The sequence below is a fragment of the Halomonas sp. genome (assembly GCF_052095765.1).
GTDB lineage: Bacteria > Pseudomonadota > Gammaproteobacteria > Pseudomonadales > Halomonadaceae > Halomonas.
Genome location: NZ_JBQDJZ010000012.1, coordinates 6,269 through 24,455 on the forward strand (window position 1 = coordinate 6,269; position 18,187 = coordinate 24,455).

The window sequence follows — 18,187 nt, forward strand, 5'->3', positions numbered from 1 at the left end:
AGCCAGTAAAGCAAGAGCCAGTAAAGCAAGAGCCAGTAAAGCAAGAGCCAGTAAAGCAAGAGCCAGTAAAACAAGAGCCGGCCGAGACGCCAGCTCCGTCGCCCCAGGCGCTGCTGAAAGAATGGTACAAGCGCTATGACCGCGCCTTCTTCAAGGGCCACACCCTGCCGCTCAAGGTGGGGATTCACGAAGACCTGGCTGCTGCAGAGCCTTGGCCAGAGAAACTGGTCCGCCGTGCGCTGGCTTGCTATGTCAATCTGCCGCGCTATCTAAAGGCGATGCGCAACGATGCAGGGCGTATTGATCTTCAGGGCCAGCCCGCCGGTAGTGTCGATCAAGGTGCGGCAGACCATGCGCAGCGCAAGCTGGAGCGGCTGCAGGCCGAGCGGCGTAGTAGTCAGGGGGCCGCAAAGGCTCGTGCCAAAACCAGTGCCAGTGCCGAGGCCAAGGCTAAGCAAGGTAGCGATGCAGAAGCTGGAAAAGGTGCTACTAAAGAAAAAGATACCAGCCAAAAAGCAGCAAAGGGCAAGGCAAAGCACAGAGCAAAAGGCGGCGTGGCAGAAAAGAGCAGGAAAAATGCACCGCGTGGACCGGGTAAACATCGCCAGGCAGACGCAGGGCGTGGTGACAAGCGCGAAAGAGACGTACTGCCTGATGACCCCGCCAAGCGCATGCAGCTCAAGCTGGATGCGTTGATGGCTCGCCATACGAAACACGATACGAAGCAGTAGTGCCGTGCAGCAATTCACGCGTGTTATAAAAAACGGACTTTACATAAAGCAGGGTGCTTGAAAGCGCTGGGAGCCCAAGGCATGATGTTTGCGTTCGCTAGCCGCCAAAGAATCGATGGCAGGGCTGGTGGTGATGGGCGCAAGGCGGGCCACTAGCCTCAGCGCTTCACAGCATCAAGTATTTAAGGTTATAGTGGGCAGATATCGATCCGGGAAATGTGGCTTCAAGGAAAACAGTGTTTTTTATGCTTGCGCTTCTTGTTTTCCCGGTATAGAGTTTCACCTGCGAGCATTGGAAATTAACACGGCTTCGCCGAGGTCTGGCTCGTATTGTCTGCCTCTAGCAGCAAAAAAAGCAGTATCTAATCGCAGTAAACAGTAAGCGGTAGGGTACGCAGGGATGCGGAAAGCAAAGCTCAAGGATAGTAGAGGCATTGACGAGAACCGGCACCAAGACCGGCAAGGCCGCTGCACCAGCCCCGAATCAAAAAAAGTGGGTGGGCAGCTCTGATCGAAACAGCAAATCAAGTTAAAAGGATGATTGAAATGAAAAAGACACTGTTAGCGACTGCCATCGCCGGTGCTTTGGTTGCCTCGGGCGCCCAAGCTGCCACTCTTTATGACCAAGACGGCACCAAGCTGGAAGTTTACGGTCGTATCGCGCTGGGTATCCAGGGTGGCGGTGACAAGTACGACTATACGTACAACGATGATGGGACTGTTGCTACTAAGAAAAAAGCCAACGGCACCGAGTTTGTTAACGTTTATTCGCGCTTCGGCCTGCGTGGCAGCCAGCAGATCACCAGCGACCTGACCGCTTTTGGTAACTTCGAGCTGCGCCCGAAGATGAATGAAGTCAACCGTGATGGCCAGCAGGTGCGTAACAGCTACCTGGGTCTGCGCAGCAATGCCTACGGTACTATCCAGGCGGGTAACTTCGACAGCTTCTACCTGGATGCCGTGTCTGCGCCGTTCGACGTCTACATTGACCGCGGTCTGGAGTTCACTGGCGGTAGTCACGATGCTCGCGGTAACTCGCTGGGTTATATCTCGCCAGAGCTGAGCGGCTTCCAGGTTTACCTGATGGGTAAGCACTACACCGGTAATGGCCAGATTGTTGACCAGGGCGACAAGAACGAGACCAACGGCTCCAAGATCAACACCGCTGGTGGTGTTGTCTATAATATCGACGGCCTGCGCCTGGCGCTGGGTTATGCTGAAGCCAAGGATGACCGCGTCGTTATTGCCAAAGAAGGTCTGAGCAACTCCCAGAACGGTGAGAACATCTACGGCGGTACTGCTGCCTATGACTTTACCGATAACTTCTCTACGCGTATCGGTTACGAGCAGCAGAAAGACAACCGCGGCGTGTTCGGTATCGGTATGACTGCCGGCATTCCCGACACTGGTTGGTCGTTCAATGCTGACTACTATCATGTCAGCCTGAAGGGCGACCACCGTCAAGCTGCCAGAGATAGTGATAAGAACACCAGCCGTAACGCCTGGGCCGCCGGTGCTTACTATGCTGTCTCTGATAACTTCGACGTCTTCCTTGAGCTGAACGAGCGTGATCAGGAAAGCATCCGCTGGACAGATCCCAGCAGCGACCTGCGCTATACCCGCGACAGCGTTTATTGGCTGACTGGCGCACGCTACTTCTTCTAAGCAGCGGCCCGCAGCAAGTATTAGCGAAATGTTGTTAGATCGCTAAACGAACCGGCTCCTTCAGAGGGGCCGGTTTTTTTTGGTGTAAAATCGGGTGTTTAGAGGTTTCTCAGCGCTCAGGAGAATAGCCAATGAGTGAGTTTATGACCCGCGACATGCGCGATGCGCTGTTTGAGGGTGTGCTGGCGACCGGGCGTGAGGTGCTGGAGGTGTACCGGCGCGGCTTTGTGGTGCAGCGAAAGGCCGATAACAGCCCGTTAACCGAGGCGGATCTGTTGGCGCATCGCTCTCTGACGGCGCTGCTGGAAAGCCTAGCGCCGGGTGTGCCGGTGTTATCAGAGGAGTCACAGGCGGTTGATTACGACATTCGTCGCCACTGGCAGCGCTATTGGTTGGTCGACCCGATAGACGGCACCCGAGAATTTGTTGACGGGACCGGTGAGTTCAGCCTGAACGTGGCGCTGATAGAAAGTGGCGTGCCGGTATTGGGGGTTGTGCATGCGCCGGTGCTGGGGGTCAGCTGGATCGGCCAGCAGGGGCAGGGCGCGGTGCGGCTTGAAGGCGAGCAGCAGCGTAGCATCCAGGTGCGCCCACTACCGGCGCGTGGCGCGATGCCCTGGACGGTGGTGGGCAGTCGCTCGCACAGCGCTGGCCTGTTTGATACGTTTTGCGAAAGCCTGCCGCCCCATGAGCGCCTGGTGATGGGTAGCTCGATCAAGCTGTGCTTGGTCGCCGAGGGCGAGGCTGACCTTTACCCGCGCTTTGGCCCGACCTGCGAATGGGATACGGCGGCGGCCCAGGCGGTGGTTAGCGCCGCGGGTGGTGGCGTGCTCAACGCCCGTACCCTGGAGCCGCTGCGCTGTAACCAGCAAGACAACTTGCTAAACCCGTCATTTATCGTCTGTGGTCAGCGCGATGAGCGCTGGGAGCTGGCGTTGAGTGCCGCGCTGGCGCACGACACCTATCGAGCCTGAGACAGTGTTTCAGGCGGGCTCCTTCGCCTGCTGGGAAGTCACTGAAGGATGCCGGGAGCGCAGCTGCCGGGCCAGAGCGCTGACGTGGGGGTCTGATGCACCCAGTTCGTGCAGGGCGCTATCCAGATGCAGCAGGTAGTCACTGTTGGGGCCGCTTGGGCCGCTGGCAGTGGCAATTTGCTGCGCCATGCGCTCAATGCTGTCATCGCCAAGCCAGGCGGCGTTGTCCTGGGTGGCGATATACAAAAGCCCTTGCGACATTCCCTTATCACTCCCGTTGTCACTGAAGCGTAGGCTGACAAGCTTGCGTAGGTAGCCGTTCTTTTCACGGATATCCAGTGCGAGCAGAGTGTCCGGGCTGATCAGGTAGGCCATGCCAACGCAGCTGGCGTGTGCATCGGGAATCAGCGTCGCGACCCGGCCTGGCGCTTCGGGCGTGCCACGGTGGTCGTGGGACCCTTGCCAGAAGCGCCGCGTCCAGCCATCAATCCAGGCGGGGCGGCGTTCCAGATAGTCGAAGCCGGCTTTCCAGATCAGCGAGCCGTAGCCGAACAGCCACAGGTTCTGGTGGTTTTCGAAGTGGGTCATGGCCTGGTTAAGGCGTGTGGTATCCAGCGTCATGGGCTTTCCGGTGGCGTAGAGTGACTGGTGATAGTGATCGCTCAGGCGGTAGCTATGCGGTTTTGGCGACGCTTGAGCAGTTCTGGCGGTGGTGCAAAGGTATCCGGGCTGGCCTCTGCCCAGTACTCGCGGAACACCGTGTGCTGGGCTGCACCGCCTTTCAGCAGCTCGTTAGGCTCAAGGAAGGTGTATAGCCTGGCCAGGCTATTGACCTTGTTGGTGGCTATGCGGTGAATGATGTGTTCGGGGCCCAGCTCGTCGGGATGTTCCAGCCCAGCAGACTCGAGCATTTCGGTCAGGGCGCGCAGGGTGTTGGCGTGGTAACGATGGACCCGTTCCGACTTCAGTGGCACATCCAGACGGCTGCCGCGCCACTTGTCCTGGGTTGCTACACCGGAAGGGCAGCGGTCGGTATGGCAGGATTTGGCTTGGATGCAGCCCAGCGAGAACATAAAGCCGCGCGCTGAGTTGCACCAGTCGGCACCTAACGCCAAGCTGCGGGCCATGCCAAAGGCTGAAATAATTCTGCCCGAGGCTGCCAGGCGAATTTTGTCGCGCAGTCCGGCACCTACCAGGGTGTTATGCACCAGCACTTGTGCATCGAACAGCGGAATACCGATGTGGTTGATGAACTCTACTGGGGCGGCACCGGTGCCACCTTCGCCGCCGTCCACCACGATAAAATCGGGGTGTTCGCCGGTCGCCAGCATGGCCTTGACCATGGCAAACCATTCCCAAGGGTGGCCGAGCGCCATCTTGATGCCGACCGGCTTGCCACCTGACAGCTCACGCAGCTGCTCGATGAAGGCGATCATTTCGCGTGGGGTGTCGAAGGCGCTGTGGGACGCAGGTGAAATGACTGTCTGCCCCTCAGGCACGCCGCGCGTAGCAGCAATCTCCGCGTTGACCTTGGCGCCAGGCAGCACACCCCCGTGCCCTGGCTTGGCACCTTGCGACAGCTTGATTTCAATCATCTTGACTTCATCGCGGATGGCATTGGCACGAAACTTTTCAGGATCGAAATTGCCCTCGGCATCGCGGCAGCCAAAGTACCCCGAGCCGATTTCCCATACCAGATCGCCACCATGCAGGTGGTAAGGAGAAATCGCACCTTCGCCGGTGTCGTGATAGAAGCCGCCGCGTTTGGCGCCTTTATTCAGGGCGCTGATGGCATTAGCCGACAGAGAGCCAAAGCTCATGGCAGAAATATTGAACACACTGGCGGAGTAGGGCTTGGCACGCTGCCCCCCGACCACGACACGAAAGTCACTATCCAGGATTTGGGTGGGCTTCACTGAGTGGTTCATCCACTGGTAGCCTGGCTCTTTCGTCTGCATCAGTGAGCCGAATGGTTGGCTGTCCACGACGCTTTTGGCGCGCTGGTACACCAGGGTGCGCTGCTCACGGGAAAAAGGCCGCTCTTCCAGGTCAGACTGGATGAAGTACTGGCGGATTTCCGGGCCAATATACTCAAGGCCGTAACGGATATGAGCCAGGATTGGGTAGTTACGGTTCAGTGTGCGCGCCCGTTGCAGCACATCATGAGTGCCCAGTGCCGCCAGGGCGGCAAAAATCAGCAGGCCTAGCCCCCAGGGCCATGTCTGGAGCGACAGAAAGCCAATAAGGCAGACGGCCAGGCCGATCAGGCTGAGTGCATAGGCGCTGTAGCGCTTTCGAAAACGCGGCATAGAGATATTTCCTTGCGGGAGGGTTCAGTCGTGATCTTCTCAAACGTTATCAATGCTTAAAACGTCATCAATACTCAAAGGTGTGCAGTGACAGCCAATGCGGCCGTCTTGCCACTGTTGCCGCTCAGGATACCCTTGATTGACGAGGACTGCGAAGCGGCGCTGGAGGCAACAGCAGGGCATGAACAGTAAATAGTATTTGACCTTGGCCGGGCAAATGGGCATGCTGTGCTCAGTTGGTTAGCAAGTTGAACATCGCAACGTGGTTATCGGCGCTATCATTGCCTCGTTACCCGGTGAAAGTCTCTTGTTTATCCCACTGCAACTCGGGATTTTCCCGGATACATATTTTGTTATATTGAGGTAATACGATACATGGCTACCGGAACTGTCAAGTGGTTCAACGACACCAAGGGCTTTGGCTTCATTTCTCCGGACGAAGGTGGTGACGACCTGTTTGCCCACTTCTCCGAAATCCAGGCAGACGGCTTCAAGTCGCTGCAGGACGGCCAGAAGGTTTCTTTTGACGTTACTCAGGGCAAGAAAGGCCTGCAGGCGTCCAACATCAAAGCAGTCGACTGATTGCTGATGTTGCTTCATCCTCTGCATTGAGGGTGAATTTATAAAAAGGCCCGCTTAGGCGGGCCTTTTTGCGTATGCAGTTTGTTAATATATGGCCATATTGCCCGCGCTGAGCTTCGCGATCACTTTCGTGTTGCGCCAGGGCGGCATTTTTTCACTGGGGATTCACTGGAGAGAACTGCCAATGAAGGCTTCTGACGAGCTGATTATAGAACCGCGCAGCGGCCGCGCCGCTGATGCCTGTGTGATCATTCTGCATGGGCTGGGTGCTGATGGCCGTGATTTCGAGTCGCTGGTGCCCGCGTTGAACCTGGGTAGCAAGCATGCTGTGCGCTTCATTCTGCCTAATGCGCCGCGCATGCCGGTGACGGTTAATGGTGGCATGGTCATGCCCGCCTGGTATGACATCATGGAAATGAGTCTGGACCGGCGCGTTGATGAAAAGCAGCTCAAGATCTCGGCACAGCGCATCCAGGCGCTGATTGATGAGCAGGTTGAACATGGCATTGCGCCGGAGCGAATCATTCTGGCTGGTTTCTCCCAGGGCGGTGCGGTTGCCTATGAGGCTGCGCTGAGCTATCCGAAACGCCTTGGCGGACTATTGGCGATGTCTACCTATCTGGCCACGGCCGACAGCTTAGATTACGCAGAAGCTAACCATGAACTGCCGATCGAGATCCATCATGGCCTCATGGACCCGGTGGTGTTCGAGTCGCTAGGGCGCAAGGCCCGCGACTACCTGATTGAAAAAGGCTACCCGGTGAATTATCGCCAGTATCCCATGGCGCATGCAGTCTGCCCTCAGCAGGTCATGGATATCAGCCACTGGCTGGGTGAGCGTTTGGGCTCGTGAGCTCCTACTGGCGGAGCTGTCTGCGCAGTGCAAGGCCAAGCTTTCTTCCGCTGGCTCTGTTATGTGCCGGGCTGGCCGTGGCAACTTTGCGCATCGAAGGTCATCCGCTGGTGGCTATCGATGTGGCGCTGGCCCTGCTGGCTGCGCTGCTCGCTCATGCCGCAGTGAACCTGTTTAATGAATACCACGATTTTACCAGTGGGTTGGATGACACCACCACGCGCACACCGTTTTCCGGTGGCAGCGGCTCACTGCAGGACTGCCCCGGGGCGGCCCCTCTGGTGCGGATGGTGGCCAGCGGTTGCTTGTTGATCGTCGTGCTGATTGGCGGTTGGTTTTTATGGCGCTCCGGGCCCTGGCTGCTGGCTTATGGCGTAGCTGGCGTGTTGTTGGTGATTAGCTATACCGGTGTGCTGACACGCTACCCGCTGCTGTGCCTTGTGGCGCCGGGGCTGGGGTTTGGCGTGCTAATGGTGGCTGGCACCTTCCAGGCGCTGGCCGGTGAGTTTTCATGGCTGGCGCTGCTTGTGTCGTTACCGCCCACACTGATGGCCAGTGCCTTGTTGCTGCTCAACCAGGTTCCTGATATTGACGCTGATCGCGAGGCCGGGCGGCGCCACCTTGCTATTGCGCTGGGGCCTTATCGCTCAGTGCGCCTGGCCATGGTCATGGTATGGCTGGCTTTCGTGTTGATTGGGCTGGCGGTTTGCACGGGTAATTTGCCTGTGCAGGCGCTGCTCATGTGGTTGGTGTCGCCCTTGCTGGTTAGCTGGCTTTTCCGGTTGCGCAGGTTCAGAGCCCACCCCGGGCGCGACGCCTTGTTGGGGCTTCTGGGGCTGAATGTGATTATCTTGCTCAGCAGCCTGGCGTTATTGAATCTGGGCCTGTGGCTGGCCGCCTGAGCAGTGATGCCCGCGCCCCAGTCTGTGGTTCACCCTGAGCTGCAATCCCTCCTATAATGGTGGCCTACAACTGAATGCTGACATCTTTATCGGAACTCCTACCGGAACTTAAGACATGAGCCAATCTCCTTTCGCCCAGCTTCCTGATGCCAATGGCTATTTCGGTGCTTTCGGCGGCCAGTACCTTCCTCCTGAGCTCAAGTGCGTCATGGATGAGATCGATGCGGCTTATGAGGAAATCCGCCACCGTGAAGATTTCCAGCAGGAGCTGGCGAGCTTGCTTTGTGACTACGTTGGCCGACCCAGCCCGATCTTTCATGCTCGGCGTTTGTCTGAAAAAATCGGCGGCGCGCAGATTTATCTCAAACGTGAAGATTTGAACCATACCGGTGCACACAAGATTAACCACTGCTTGGGCGAAGCCTTGCTGGCGAAGTTCATGGGTAAGACCAAGGTCATTGCCGAAACCGGCGCTGGCCAGCATGGCGTGGCGTTAGCGACTGCCTGCGCGCTGGTCGGCTTGCCGTGTGAGATTCATATGGGCGTGGCTGATATCAAAAAGGAGCATCCGAACGTTACCAAGATGAAAATCTTGGGTGCCACCCTGGTGCCGGTAGAGCGCGGTGCGGGAACTCTTAAGGAGGCGGTGGACAGCGCGTTTGAGGAGTATCTCAAAGACCCGCAGAACTTTATCTATGCCATTGGTTCGGTGGTGGGGCCGCATCCATTTCCCAAGATGGTGCGTGATTTTCAGGCTGTCGTCGGGCGCGAAGCGCGCGAGCAGTTTCAGGGCCGCCATGGGCGTTTGCCTGATCACGTCGTTGCCTGTGTTGGCGGCGGCTCCAACGCGATTGGCATGTTTACGGCCTTTCTCGACGATTCCGACGTGCACCTGGTAGGGGTCGAGCCTGCCGGTGAAGGGCTGGATACCGCGCGGCACTCAGCCACACTGACGCTGGGTAAACCGGGCACGCTGCACGGCATGGCGTGCTACGTGCTGGAGGATGCTGACGGCAATCCGGCATCGGTGCATTCGATTGCCTCGGGACTGGATTACCCCGGTGTTGGGCCGCAGCACAGTTACCTCAAGGAGCACGGCCGCGTTGACTATGTCGCCATCACCGATGAGCAGTGCCTGGAGGCCTTCATGACACTGTCGCGGGTTGAGGGGATCATCCCAGCGCTGGAAAGTGCCCACGCAGTGGCCTGGGCCATGCAGGAAGCAGCACGGTTACCGGTAAGCGAGCACATCCTGGTGAACCTCTCAGGCCGAGGTGATAAAGACGCTGACTATGTGGCTGAGCGGCTGGGGTTGTAACGCCTTGCCACCGCTGCGCGGCGGTGTCGCCTTGTAAACAAGGGGCCTACAAAAATTGAAGGGTGGCTCATGGCTAGAGCAGTTCCTCACCGGCTTGTGCCAGCCGTGAACGCCTGACGCTGGTCAGGGTGATGTGGCCGGCATGGGGCCAGTCGCGAAAGCGTTGGGCGACGGCGGCCAGGCCGCAGGTATTGGCTGCCAACCAAGGGGTGTCGATCTGTCCTACGTTGCCTAGGCAAACGATTTTGGTGTTGCGCCCGGCACGGGTGATCAGTGATTTGAGCTCTGCCGGAGTGAAGTTCTGGGCTTCATCGATGATCAGAAAGGTGTCTTCAAGGGTGCGGCCACGCATGTATCCTGGAGCGCGTATCTGGAGCTTAGAGCCTAGCAGTTGATGGGTGGCTGCTTCGTCCCAGGTGGAGTTGCCGCTCTCCTCATCGCGCAGCAAACTGGCCATGTTGTCGTGGAAGGCACCCATCCAGGGGCCCATCTTTTCTTCTTCACTACCCGGCAGGTAGCCGATATCCTCGCTCATCGCGATAGCGGTGCGGGTGAAGACCACACGCTTGAACCGCTGGCTCTCCAAGGTCTGCTGCAGGGCGGCGGCTAGGGTCATGAAGGTCTTGCCGGTGCCGGCGCTGCCGGCCAGGGTGATCAGGTCAATGCGCTCATCCATCAGTAAATTTAGCGCGAAGTTCTGGCGGCTGTCATGGGCGTGTATGCCCCACACGCTGGCATTGCTGCGATAGTCGGTCAGTGTTTCAAGGGTGGCATGCGTTGCGCTAATCTCGCGCACCACCGTGTCAGTGGTACTGCCATCGGTCACCAGCATGCCCGGGTGCCAGGCTTGGGGAATCTGCCCGCTGAGCTGGTAACGTGTTTTTCCGTCATGCTGATCGACAGTCGCTTCCAGCTCCAGTGCTGGCCATAGTGAGTCGGCGTGCTGGGGTGTTTGCGGGGCTGTCCAGCAGCCGCTGAGCATGGCGTCGCTATCGCCGTATGCACGATCTCGGCGGTAGTATTCTACTGCTATGCCTAGGGCTGCGGCCTTGATGCGCCGAGTGATATCCCTGCTGACCAGGGTGACGATGGCATCAGGGTGCGCGTCACGCAGGTGACAACTTTCGTCCAGTACACGCTTGTCGGTGTCAGGCTCAACGGCATCATCATGCGCTATCATTTCTGCATGGTAGAGGAGCCGTAAGCGGCCCTGTGAGCCGTCAGGGTGAGGCAAGGGAATACCATTGTGGACCAGAGATAGATCAATGCTGGCTGTAAGCTCTGACAGTGTATGACTGATCTGTCGGGCGGCGCGTGCGGACTCCAGGGGGCTGACTTTGTGCTTGTCCAGCGCCTCGAGCACACTCATGGGGATGACGACGTCATGTGCGCCAAACTGGTAAAGGGCAGCAGGGTCGTGAAGTAGCACGCTGGTGTCGAGTACGTAAAACCGTTTGCGCGTGTCGTTGCTGTGAACCATTGGTGCGGTTCTCCTGATTATTGCTTGATGACGCTATATTGCTGTTTTTTCTACTCAACCGCACCTTGGTTTCCGGCTGCGAAAGAAAACACCTATCAGGGTTGTGATGATGAATAAGCCACAGGAGTTGCTGCCATTAACGCAGGAATCACCTGCGCCCAGAGGGCGGAGAGGGAGTTGCCGGTGTGGCGCACTGGGGGTGGTGCTGGTTAGCTTGCTGGTTAGTTTGCTGGGTGGCTGTGCGCTGCCTTCACTTGAGGGTCGCACTGACACTCAGGCGATTGCGCTTGAACAGGCGCGCGACACGGCTCTGGGTCAGCTGATCAGCCCGCTGGTTGAGGCGCATCCGGGGTTTAGCGGTATCTATCCGCTGGGCGATGCCAAGGAGGCGTTTGCCGCCAGAATGCTGATGGCCGAGTCGGCCGAGGAGACCTTGGATATTCAGTACTATATCTGGCACAGCGATACCTCTGGCAACTTGCTGTTTGATGCGCTGCGCCGTGCTGCTGATCGTGGTGTGCGGGTCAGGCTGCTGCTTGATGACAACAATACCGTGGGCCTGGATGAGACCCTGGCTGCGCTGGATAGCCACCCGGACATCGAGGTGCGCTTGTTCAACCCTTTTGTGGTTCGCAAACCGAGGCCCACCGGCTACTTGACGGACTTTTCGCGGCTCAACCGCCGCATGCACAACAAGTCGTTTACCATCGACAACCAAATCACCGTGATTGGTGGGCGCAACATTGGCGATGAGTATTTTGGTGCCACAGAAGATGTGCTGTTTGCCGATCTGGATGTGCTGGCTGTTGGCCCAGTGGTACAGGAGGTCTCGGATGATTTCGACCGCTACTGGGCCAGCCAGTCCTCGTATCCGGCTAGCCGGATAGTTGACAGCGTGGGTAGTGACACGCTGGAGCGCATGACCGAAAGGGCCCTGGAGCTACGTAACCAGCCAGTTTCCCGGGCGTATCTGTTGGCGCTGGAGAGCAGTGATCTGGTCAACAAACTGCGTCGAGGAGAGCTTAAATTCGAGTGGGCCGAGACACAAATGGTCAGCGATGATCCGTCTAAGGGATTGGGTGAAGCGGAAGCGCAGGAGTTGCTCATCAGCCGGCTCGGTGATCTGCTGGGCGAGCCAACCCAACAGATCGAAATGGTGTCACCTTACTTCGTGCCCATGGCAGCGGGCACTGAGTGGCTGGCGGAGCTGGCCAGCAACGGCGTTCGTGTCAGGGTGCTGACCAATGCGCTGGAGGCGACGGATGTGGCCGCTGTGCATGCCGGCTACTCCAAGCGCCGTCGCGACCTGCTGGAGGCCGGTATAGAGCTTTATGAACTGAAGCGAAGCAGTGCGCTGAGTATCCCAGTTCAGCACACCAGCAGCTTTGGCCGATTCGGCAGCTCAGGCTCCAGCCTTCACGCCAAGACGTTTTCTGTCGACAAGAAGTGGATATTTATCGGCTCGTTCAATCTTGATCCGCGTTCGGCGCGCATCAATACCGAGCTGGGCTTTCTGATTGCTAGTCCGATGCTGGCAGAGGCTATGGATCGGGCGTTTAACGAGAATGTGCCCGAAAATAGCTACCGGGTTGCCCTGGCAGATGACGGTAGCGTGGTCTGGCATGAGCAGACCGTCGACGGTGAAATCATCCACCACACAGAGCCGAATACAGGCTTGCTGCGCCGTGCCGGCGTGAAGGTGATCTCTTGGTTGCCGATCGACTGGCTGCTGTAGTGGTCCTGGCTGGTAAGGGGGCTATCTGCAGTGCTCGGTGGTTTAGCGCTTGAGCTGTTCCAGCACGGCATCTGCACTGCTGTCTTTGATCACGCCGCGTTGGGTGTCGATGCCGAGATAGCGGATCACGCCGTCGTCAACAATCATGGCGAAGCGCTTGCAGCGTGTACCCATGCCGCCGGCGCTGGCATCCATGTCTAGCCCCAAAGCGCGGGCCAGCTCGGCATTACCGTCGGCCAGCATGGTGATGCCACTGGCGTTCTGGTCCTTCTGCCAGGCGTTGAGCACGAAGGCATCGTTGACCGCGAGGCAGGCGATGGCATCGGCGCCGGCTGCCTTCAGTGTGTCGGCCTGCTCAACGAAACCCGGCATGTGATGATTGGAGCACCCGGGCGTAAAAGCGCCAGGCACGGCAAAAATCACCACGCGGCGCCCGGCAAGAAAGTCGCCCAGGGCCAGGTCTTCGGGGCCAGCCTCGCCGTTGGTCTTGATGGTCAGGGTGGGGAAGCGCTCGCCGACGGTAATCGTCATTCTCTATCTCCTTGCTTGCTAAGGGTTGCTGGCGAAAATCACTGGCTGGCCAGCTGGCGGTTGCAGCTCAGGAAGGGCGAGCTTTCCAGCCAGTTGCTGTCAGGGTAATAGCTGAACAGGTACTGGTTATCCTTGATGCTGTCGATCAGTGGGGCGGCCACCTCACTAGGCACGGCGGGGCAGCCGTGGCTGCGGCCTAGACGCCCGTTTTCGGCGATGAAGTCTTCACTCACGTAGTCGGCGCCGTGAACCACGATAGCGCGCTCAAATGCTTTGTCGTTGACCCCTTCCTCCAGGCCTTCAAGGCGCATGGAGTAGCCATTTCGCCCGGTATAACTGTTGCCGGTGCGAAACAGGCCGATGCTGGACTGATAGCTCTCAGGCACGTTAGAAAAAACCGAGGCCATGGCATCGCCCGATCCACGCCCGTGTGAGACCAGTTCGCTGAACAGTAGTCGGCGCGAGCTGAGATCGAACACCCACAGTCGCTTGTCGTTGGAGGGTTTGGAGAAATCAATGACGGCCAGACGTTCGGCGCCGGGGTCGGCGCAGCGCAGCGCCTGCATGGCCAGTTGCAGAACATCAGGATTGGCTTCGGGGGCCAGGTGAGCAAGCTCGCTGGCCATGGGCAGGCTGCCGTGTTCACTGTTGGCGCCGAGGCGGGCTACAAAGTTATTGGCCTGGACATCAGATGATGGAGTTGCTGTTGCGGCGAGTAGTGCGATGGCGATCCAGTGCAAGGGGCGTGATGTGATCATCATGTGTACCGATATAAGTCGGGAAATAACCACGCTGCTATACCATGAAATGTATGGCACGATGAAATACATATAGCGACGTGAAATATTCAGTCATGGCTCAGTGATCGTGGAAAGTCGAGCCAGGAGGCCAGCATGAAGCCAAAATCAAAAGACACCATAGCACGACAGCTGCTCAAGGGAAGCCTGCTGGCAAGCCTTGGGTTGAGCTCTGTTGCTTTTCAGGTCGTTGTCCTGGCCGATGACGTTGCCTTGGCTGATGATGTTGGGCTGACAGCAACGCCGGAAGACAGCAGCGGGGCAGGGGCTAAGGTTCGGATAAACGAGGACATTGTGCCCCGGACGCCGTTAAGCCAGGCACTGGCAAACGGGAGCCCTGAGCTTGAGGCGTTTTATGTGCTCCAGCAGGGCGAGTTGTTTTGGCAAGATGAGCCGCGTGTTGCAACGCTCGTGAATTTGCTCGGCGCGCTGGAGGCGGATGGGTTGGTGCCAGCGGACTATCAACCTGAGCAGCTGCGGGCCGATGCCCGTTTGGCCCTGGCCCCCGACGCCAGTGAGGCTCAACGCGTACGTTTTGACTTGCAGGCCAGCGAGACGCTGCTGACGGCGCTTGGCCATTTGCAGCGTGGTCGCTTGTCGCCACGGCAGGTCTATCACGACTGGGAAATTGCTGTTGAACCGCCCAGTCTGGATCTTGCCGATATCCAGACCCGCATCGCTCAAGGGCAGGTGGAGCAGGTTCTGGCGTTGGCGCGTCCGGGCAGTCCGGACTACCATGCTTTGCGACAGGCACTTGAACGCTACCGGAGTATTGCTGCCCAGGGGGGGTGGCCGCGTTTGCCCGAGCGCGATATGGCACTGCGTCTGGGTGATGAGCATGAGGATGTGATTCTGTTGCGCCAGCGGTTGGCCGCCGAAGGCGAAACAGGACTGCTGCCGGTCGATGTCAACCACTACCCCGGGGTAGCCATCGATATTGATCCCTCGCGGCGTTACGATGCCGAACTGCTGGGCGCGATACGCCACTTCCAGCGCCGCCACATGCTCAGCGACGATGGCGTGGTCGGGCCGCAGACGCGTCGAGCGCTTAATGTGCCAGTCGAGCAGCGGCTACGATCGCTGCGTGCCAATCTTGAGCGGGCGCGCTGGATGGGCGAGCCGCTGCAGGGGCAGTTCCTTGAAGTAGACCTGGCTGGTCAGCTGTTACGTTATCAGCGCGATAGCGGTGACATCTGGGAGACGCGTGTAATTGTGGGAAGTTCGGCGCGCCAAAGCCCTGTGCTAAAGTCTGCGATTACCCACTTGACGTTGAATCCTACCTGGACTCTTCCGCCGACTATTCTGCGAGAGGATGTGCTGCCTCGGGTACGTCGCAATCCCGGTTATCTGAGCTCGCGGGGTTATGACGTGTTGTCGGCCAGCGGGGAGCGGCTTGATCCTCGCAGTATCAACTGGTCGCACCCGGGCAATGTGATGATCCGCCAGCCTGCCGGGGGCAACAATCCGCTGGGCCGGATGGTGCTGCGTTTTCCTAACAACCACCTTGTTTACCTGCATGATACCCCGGCACGTGGGCTTTTTGGCCGGCCACAGCGTGCCCTGAGTTCGGGCTGTATTCGTGTTGAAGGGGTGGATGAGTTGGCGCAGATGCTGTTTGATGACACGGGGACCAGCATCAATCTTTCCTCCCGGCTTGCCTCTGGGCGAACGCGCAATGTCAACTTGTCAAAAGAGGTGCCTCTGGTCATGCATTATTGGACGGCCCGAGTGCGGGAGGGTGGTTTGCCGAGCTTTCGACCTGATATTTACGGGCGTGATCCGGCGTTGGTTGAGGCGCTACTTAGGGCGCCACAGCCTGTCTCAGGCTTATAACTCCTGATTTTTGATTTTATAGATTTTAAAAATTTATAAAAAAAACGCCCATACTAGAGTATGGGCGCTTCTTAGTACTTGATTCGAAAGGGCCATCTCGAAAGGGCTATCAGCTCTCGTCGCCGTCTTTGTTGGCTGTGCTGGCCACCACCGTACCGGTTTCTCCGCTTTCCAGCGTGGCCACCAGGGGGGCAACTGTTGTCTTGAAGGCTGCTAGAGTGTTACCGGTCAGGCTTTGGTTCTCTGGCAGTGGCACTGTCATGGCGTTGACCTGACGGTTGTTGACCAGTACTTCGTAGTGCAGGTGAGGGCCAGTGCTGCGTCCTGTGTTGCCAGAAAGCGCAATGCGCTCACCCATGGTTACGCGCTGATTATTCTTGACCAGCGGCTGCGACAGGTGCAGGTAGCGCGTCTTATAGCCGTTGTCGTGAAGGATCTCGACATAGCGTCCAGCAGCAGGGTGGTTGCCCACTTTCACAACTCGGCCATTGGCCGGCGCATTGATGCTGGTGCCGACAGGCATGGCAAAGTCGGTTCCCTTATGGGGGCTGATGCGACGTGTGATTGGGTGGCGGCGCGCGGGGTTGAAGTGCGAGCTCAGACGATAGTTTCCATCAAATGGATGACGGTCGAACGCAGGATCCAAGCTTTCGCCTTCTGGTGTATAGAACCTGTTGTCTTCTGGATTACGGACCAGGGTGATGTTTGCACGCTCGCCGTCATAGTTTACTGCGAGGACGCGCGGGTCAAGATAGTGGCCGTCAATCAGGTCGGTTTCGACCAGTACCTGAAAACTGTCTCCACGACGGGTGTCGCGGCGAAAATCAATTTTCTTTGCCAACACTCGCGACAGCTCTGACACTTCGGTGCTGGTCAGGCCGGTGGCCTGTGCTGAACGGGTGAAACTGCCGCTGATTCTGCCGGCATACAGGCGTTGGGTGGCTTCGCCGTCGCGTTCGATGCTGACCGATTCAAAGTTGTTTGCTTCGCGTTTGATCAGGTAGCCAGAGCGGGGGTTTTTCATGATACGCAGCGCGATTAGCTGGCCATCAGCATCCAGCTGGTAGTCGAAGCGATCACCCGCACGCCAGCGATCAAGTACCTTGGTATCGGGAAGGCTAGCCAGCATGTTTGCTACTTCGCTGTTGCCCATGCCGAATCGTTCCTGCGCCAGCTTGGTGAAGGTGTCCCCCTGCCTGATGCTATAGGTCAGCCACTCAGGAATGTAGGGCGTATCTGCGGCAATTTCTTCTTCAAGGAGGATCGGGCCAAACACCTGGCCTTCGCCGAAGATCGCCAGTTCTTCGTCACTTACCTCCTCGTAAGAGGTGGCATCAGCGACTGTCTGCTGGCTGTCGAGCTGTTTTTTGCCACCCGACTGATCACCAATGCTGACGGCGAGCAGGCGTGTGGCATCATTAATACGTTGCCCCTGTTCTGTTTGCCGCGTGCTGTTCTGTTTGCCTTGGGCGTCAGGGGCTGAAGAATCAGCATCAGCGTTTGCCAAGACAACAGTGTCCGAGGGCGTCAACAAATCCGAGGGCGTCAACAAAAAAGGTGCGCGCGAGACATGTAATGCCTGGATAGCGCTATCAATTGTTTCCTTGATCGGGTAGCTAAGATAGTGAAGCGGCAGCAGTGGGCTTTCAGTTGAGCCGTCCAAGTCCAGCATTGTTTGTTGCAAGAAAGGTAGGCCTGGAGAGCTGTTAGCGTCCAGGGGAACAAGCACCGTTTGTTGCATGGGCTTGTCATGACCAATGTCATTGACAGTGGCAAGTATTTTATGCACTCCCAGCACAGTAACCATTGTAGCAACAGGTAAAAGTAGTATCTTGTGCGTGCGGGGCAGTGAGTTGAGTATCCGCATCGGGCTTGACCGTATAAAAAAATAAACAAACGAAAAGGGTGTAAAGCGCCTGCGAAACATAGCCTAAGACACGTTATTTTTCTAGACTGTTGTTGTGTACAGTGGCAGCGCGCCGCACCTTATTTGCTGCGGTTTTTAGCCAGCCAGCGGTCTAGCGCATTGGCGAATTCGCGCCGGTCGCTGTCAGAATAACCCTTGGGACCGCCAGTATGTTCGCCACTGGCACGCAGGGTTTCCATGAAGTCGCGCATCTGTACTCGGGCGCGAATATTATTCTTGTCCAATGTCTCGCCGCGTGTCGTCATGACGGCGGCTTTTTTGTCGATGGCTTCCAGAGCCAGCGGCAGGTCGGAGGTGATCAGCAGGTCACCCGCCTGGATACGGGCCACGATTTCGTCATCGGCCACATCAAACCCCTGGCTGACTGCGAGCCCCTTGACCCACCTGGAAGGTGGCAACGGTACGGCGTGGTTGGCTACAAACCAGGCGAGAATGGCAGTGCGTTCAGCGGCGCGAATGATGATGTCGCGCGCTACTCGCGGACAGGCGTCAGCGTCGACCCAAAGCGTGGGCATGAAGTATTTCCGTCATGGCGAAGTGGATATAGCGA

The 18,187-nt window shown here is 57.8% G+C and carries 16 protein-coding genes; 9 read left to right on the forward strand and 7 right to left on the reverse strand.

Annotated features, from left to right (window positions below):
- The 3 genes from ACTH3D_RS02960 to cysQ all read left to right on the forward strand — a co-directional run.
- Positions 1-731 (forward strand): ProQ/FINO family protein (locus ACTH3D_RS02960; protein ID WP_441665090.1); only part of this gene is annotated, 731 nt, incomplete at its 5' end.
- 546 nt (positions 732-1,277) lie between these two features.
- Positions 1,278-2,396, forward strand: a complete 1,119-nt coding sequence (locus ACTH3D_RS02965; RefSeq protein WP_441665092.1) for a porin — start codon at positions 1,278-1,280, stop codon at positions 2,394-2,396.
- Between the two features lie 131 nt (positions 2,397-2,527).
- On the forward strand, positions 2,528-3,370 hold the full coding sequence (gene cysQ, locus ACTH3D_RS02970) for a 3'(2'),5'-bisphosphate nucleotidase CysQ (RefSeq protein WP_441665094.1): 843 nt from the start codon (positions 2,528-2,530) through the stop codon (positions 3,368-3,370).
- Positions 3,371-3,379: 9 nt separating this feature from the next.
- On the opposite strand, the gene ACTH3D_RS02975 is transcribed toward cysQ, so the two are convergent.
- Together ACTH3D_RS02975 and ACTH3D_RS02980 are read right to left on the reverse strand one after the other, a co-directional pair.
- Positions 3,380-3,991 (reverse strand): gamma-glutamylcyclotransferase, encoded by a 612-nt coding sequence (locus ACTH3D_RS02975; protein WP_441665096.1) that lies wholly within the window; start codon positions 3,989-3,991, stop codon positions 3,380-3,382.
- A 41-nt stretch (positions 3,992-4,032) separates the two neighbouring features.
- The gene (locus ACTH3D_RS02980; RefSeq protein WP_441665098.1) at positions 4,033-5,679 is read right to left on the reverse strand and encodes an FMN-binding glutamate synthase family protein; all 1,647 of its coding nucleotides are present in this window, start codon (positions 5,677-5,679) and stop codon (positions 4,033-4,035) included.
- A gap of 375 nt (positions 5,680-6,054) precedes the next feature.
- Here ACTH3D_RS02980 and ACTH3D_RS02985 point away from each other — a divergent pair, with 375 nt between their 5' ends.
- The 4 genes from ACTH3D_RS02985 to trpB all read left to right on the forward strand — a co-directional run bounded on the left by ACTH3D_RS02985 (position 6,055) and on the right by trpB (position 9,334).
- On the forward strand, positions 6,055-6,261 hold the full coding sequence (locus ACTH3D_RS02985) for a cold-shock protein (protein ID WP_027967153.1): 207 nt from the start codon (positions 6,055-6,057) through the stop codon (positions 6,259-6,261).
- A gap of 184 nt (positions 6,262-6,445) precedes the next feature.
- Positions 6,446-7,114: an alpha/beta hydrolase gene (locus tag ACTH3D_RS02990; protein WP_441665100.1), complete on the forward strand. Its 669-nt coding sequence runs from the start codon at positions 6,446-6,448 to the stop codon at positions 7,112-7,114.
- A gap of 77 nt (positions 7,115-7,191) precedes the next feature.
- Positions 7,192-8,016, forward strand: a complete 825-nt coding sequence (locus ACTH3D_RS02995; protein ID WP_441665102.1) for a prenyltransferase — start codon at positions 7,192-7,194, stop codon at positions 8,014-8,016.
- Positions 8,017-8,131: 115 nt separating this feature from the next.
- Positions 8,132-9,334 carry a tryptophan synthase subunit beta gene (gene trpB, locus ACTH3D_RS03000; protein ID WP_441665104.1) on the forward strand — a complete coding sequence of 401 codons (1,203 nt, stop codon included), beginning with the start codon at positions 8,132-8,134 and terminating at the stop codon, positions 9,332-9,334.
- Positions 9,335-9,407: 73 nt separating this feature from the next.
- On the opposite strand, the gene ACTH3D_RS03005 is transcribed toward trpB, so the two are convergent.
- A complete protein-coding gene (locus tag ACTH3D_RS03005) occupies positions 9,408-10,814 on the reverse strand; it encodes a PhoH family protein (RefSeq protein WP_441665106.1) in 1,407 nt (468 codons plus the stop codon).
- Positions 10,815-11,028: 214 nt separating this feature from the next.
- Here ACTH3D_RS03005 and ACTH3D_RS03010 point away from each other — a divergent pair, with 214 nt between their 5' ends.
- The gene (locus ACTH3D_RS03010; RefSeq protein ID WP_441665108.1) at positions 11,029-12,549 is read left to right on the forward strand and encodes a phospholipase D family protein; all 1,521 of its coding nucleotides are present in this window, start codon (positions 11,029-11,031) and stop codon (positions 12,547-12,549) included.
- A gap of 42 nt (positions 12,550-12,591) precedes the next feature.
- Here ACTH3D_RS03010 and ACTH3D_RS03015 read toward each other — a convergent pair whose 3' ends face one another.
- Complete coding sequence (locus ACTH3D_RS03015) at positions 12,592-13,080, reverse strand: peroxiredoxin (RefSeq protein ID WP_441665110.1); 489 nt, start codon at positions 13,078-13,080, stop codon at positions 12,592-12,594.
- A gap of 38 nt (positions 13,081-13,118) precedes the next feature.
- Positions 13,119-13,838 (reverse strand): murein L,D-transpeptidase catalytic domain family protein, encoded by a 720-nt coding sequence (locus ACTH3D_RS03020; RefSeq protein ID WP_441665112.1) that lies wholly within the window; start codon positions 13,836-13,838, stop codon positions 13,119-13,121.
- Between the two features lie 135 nt (positions 13,839-13,973).
- On the opposite strand from ACTH3D_RS03020, the gene ACTH3D_RS03025 reads away from it, so the two are divergent.
- Positions 13,974-15,710, forward strand: coding sequence for a L,D-transpeptidase family protein (locus ACTH3D_RS03025; RefSeq protein WP_441665114.1), 1,737 nt, complete (start codon positions 13,974-13,976; stop codon positions 15,708-15,710).
- A gap of 109 nt (positions 15,711-15,819) precedes the next feature.
- Here ACTH3D_RS03025 and ACTH3D_RS03030 read toward each other — a convergent pair whose 3' ends face one another.
- Entirely contained in the window at positions 15,820-17,637 is a 1,818-nt protein-coding gene (locus tag ACTH3D_RS03030; protein ID WP_441665116.1) for a peptidoglycan DD-metalloendopeptidase family protein, read from the reverse strand.
- Between the two features lie 59 nt (positions 17,638-17,696).
- Positions 17,697-18,152, reverse strand: a complete 456-nt coding sequence (locus ACTH3D_RS03035; protein WP_441665118.1) for a YaiI/YqxD family protein — start codon at positions 18,150-18,152, stop codon at positions 17,697-17,699.
- Between the last annotated feature and the right edge of the window lie 35 nt (positions 18,153-18,187).

Excerpts from the sequence above, each read along its gene's own strand:
- ACTH3D_RS02965 (WP_441665092.1), top strand. The coding sequence starts at position 1,278 with ATGAAAAAGACACTGTTAGCGACTGCCATCGCCGGTGCTTTGGTTGCC.
- cysQ (WP_441665094.1), top strand. The coding sequence starts at position 2,528 with ATGAGTGAGTTTATGACCCGCGACATGCGCGATGCGCTGTTTGAGGGT.
- ACTH3D_RS02975 (WP_441665096.1), bottom strand. The coding sequence starts at position 3,991 with ATGACGCTGGATACCACACGCCTTAACCAGGCCATGACCCACTTCGAA.
- ACTH3D_RS02980 (WP_441665098.1), bottom strand. The coding sequence starts at position 5,679 with ATGCCGCGTTTTCGAAAGCGCTACAGCGCCTATGCACTCAGCCTGATC.
- ACTH3D_RS02985 (WP_027967153.1), top strand. The coding sequence starts at position 6,055 with ATGGCTACCGGAACTGTCAAGTGGTTCAACGACACCAAGGGCTTTGGC.
- ACTH3D_RS02990 (WP_441665100.1), top strand. The coding sequence starts at position 6,446 with ATGAAGGCTTCTGACGAGCTGATTATAGAACCGCGCAGCGGCCGCGCC.
- trpB (WP_441665104.1), top strand. The coding sequence starts at position 8,132 with ATGAGCCAATCTCCTTTCGCCCAGCTTCCTGATGCCAATGGCTATTTC.
- ACTH3D_RS03005 (WP_441665106.1), bottom strand. The coding sequence starts at position 10,814 with ATGGTTCACAGCAACGACACGCGCAAACGGTTTTACGTACTCGACACC.
- ACTH3D_RS03015 (WP_441665110.1), bottom strand. The coding sequence starts at position 13,080 with ATGACGATTACCGTCGGCGAGCGCTTCCCCACCCTGACCATCAAGACC.
- ACTH3D_RS03020 (WP_441665112.1), bottom strand. The coding sequence starts at position 13,838 with ATGATCACATCACGCCCCTTGCACTGGATCGCCATCGCACTACTCGCC.
- ACTH3D_RS03025 (WP_441665114.1), top strand. The coding sequence starts at position 13,974 with ATGAAGCCAAAATCAAAAGACACCATAGCACGACAGCTGCTCAAGGGA.
- ACTH3D_RS03030 (WP_441665116.1), bottom strand. The coding sequence starts at position 17,637 with ATGTTTCGCAGGCGCTTTACACCCTTTTCGTTTGTTTATTTTTTTATA.
- ACTH3D_RS03035 (WP_441665118.1), bottom strand. The coding sequence starts at position 18,152 with ATGCCCACGCTTTGGGTCGACGCTGACGCCTGTCCGCGAGTAGCGCGC.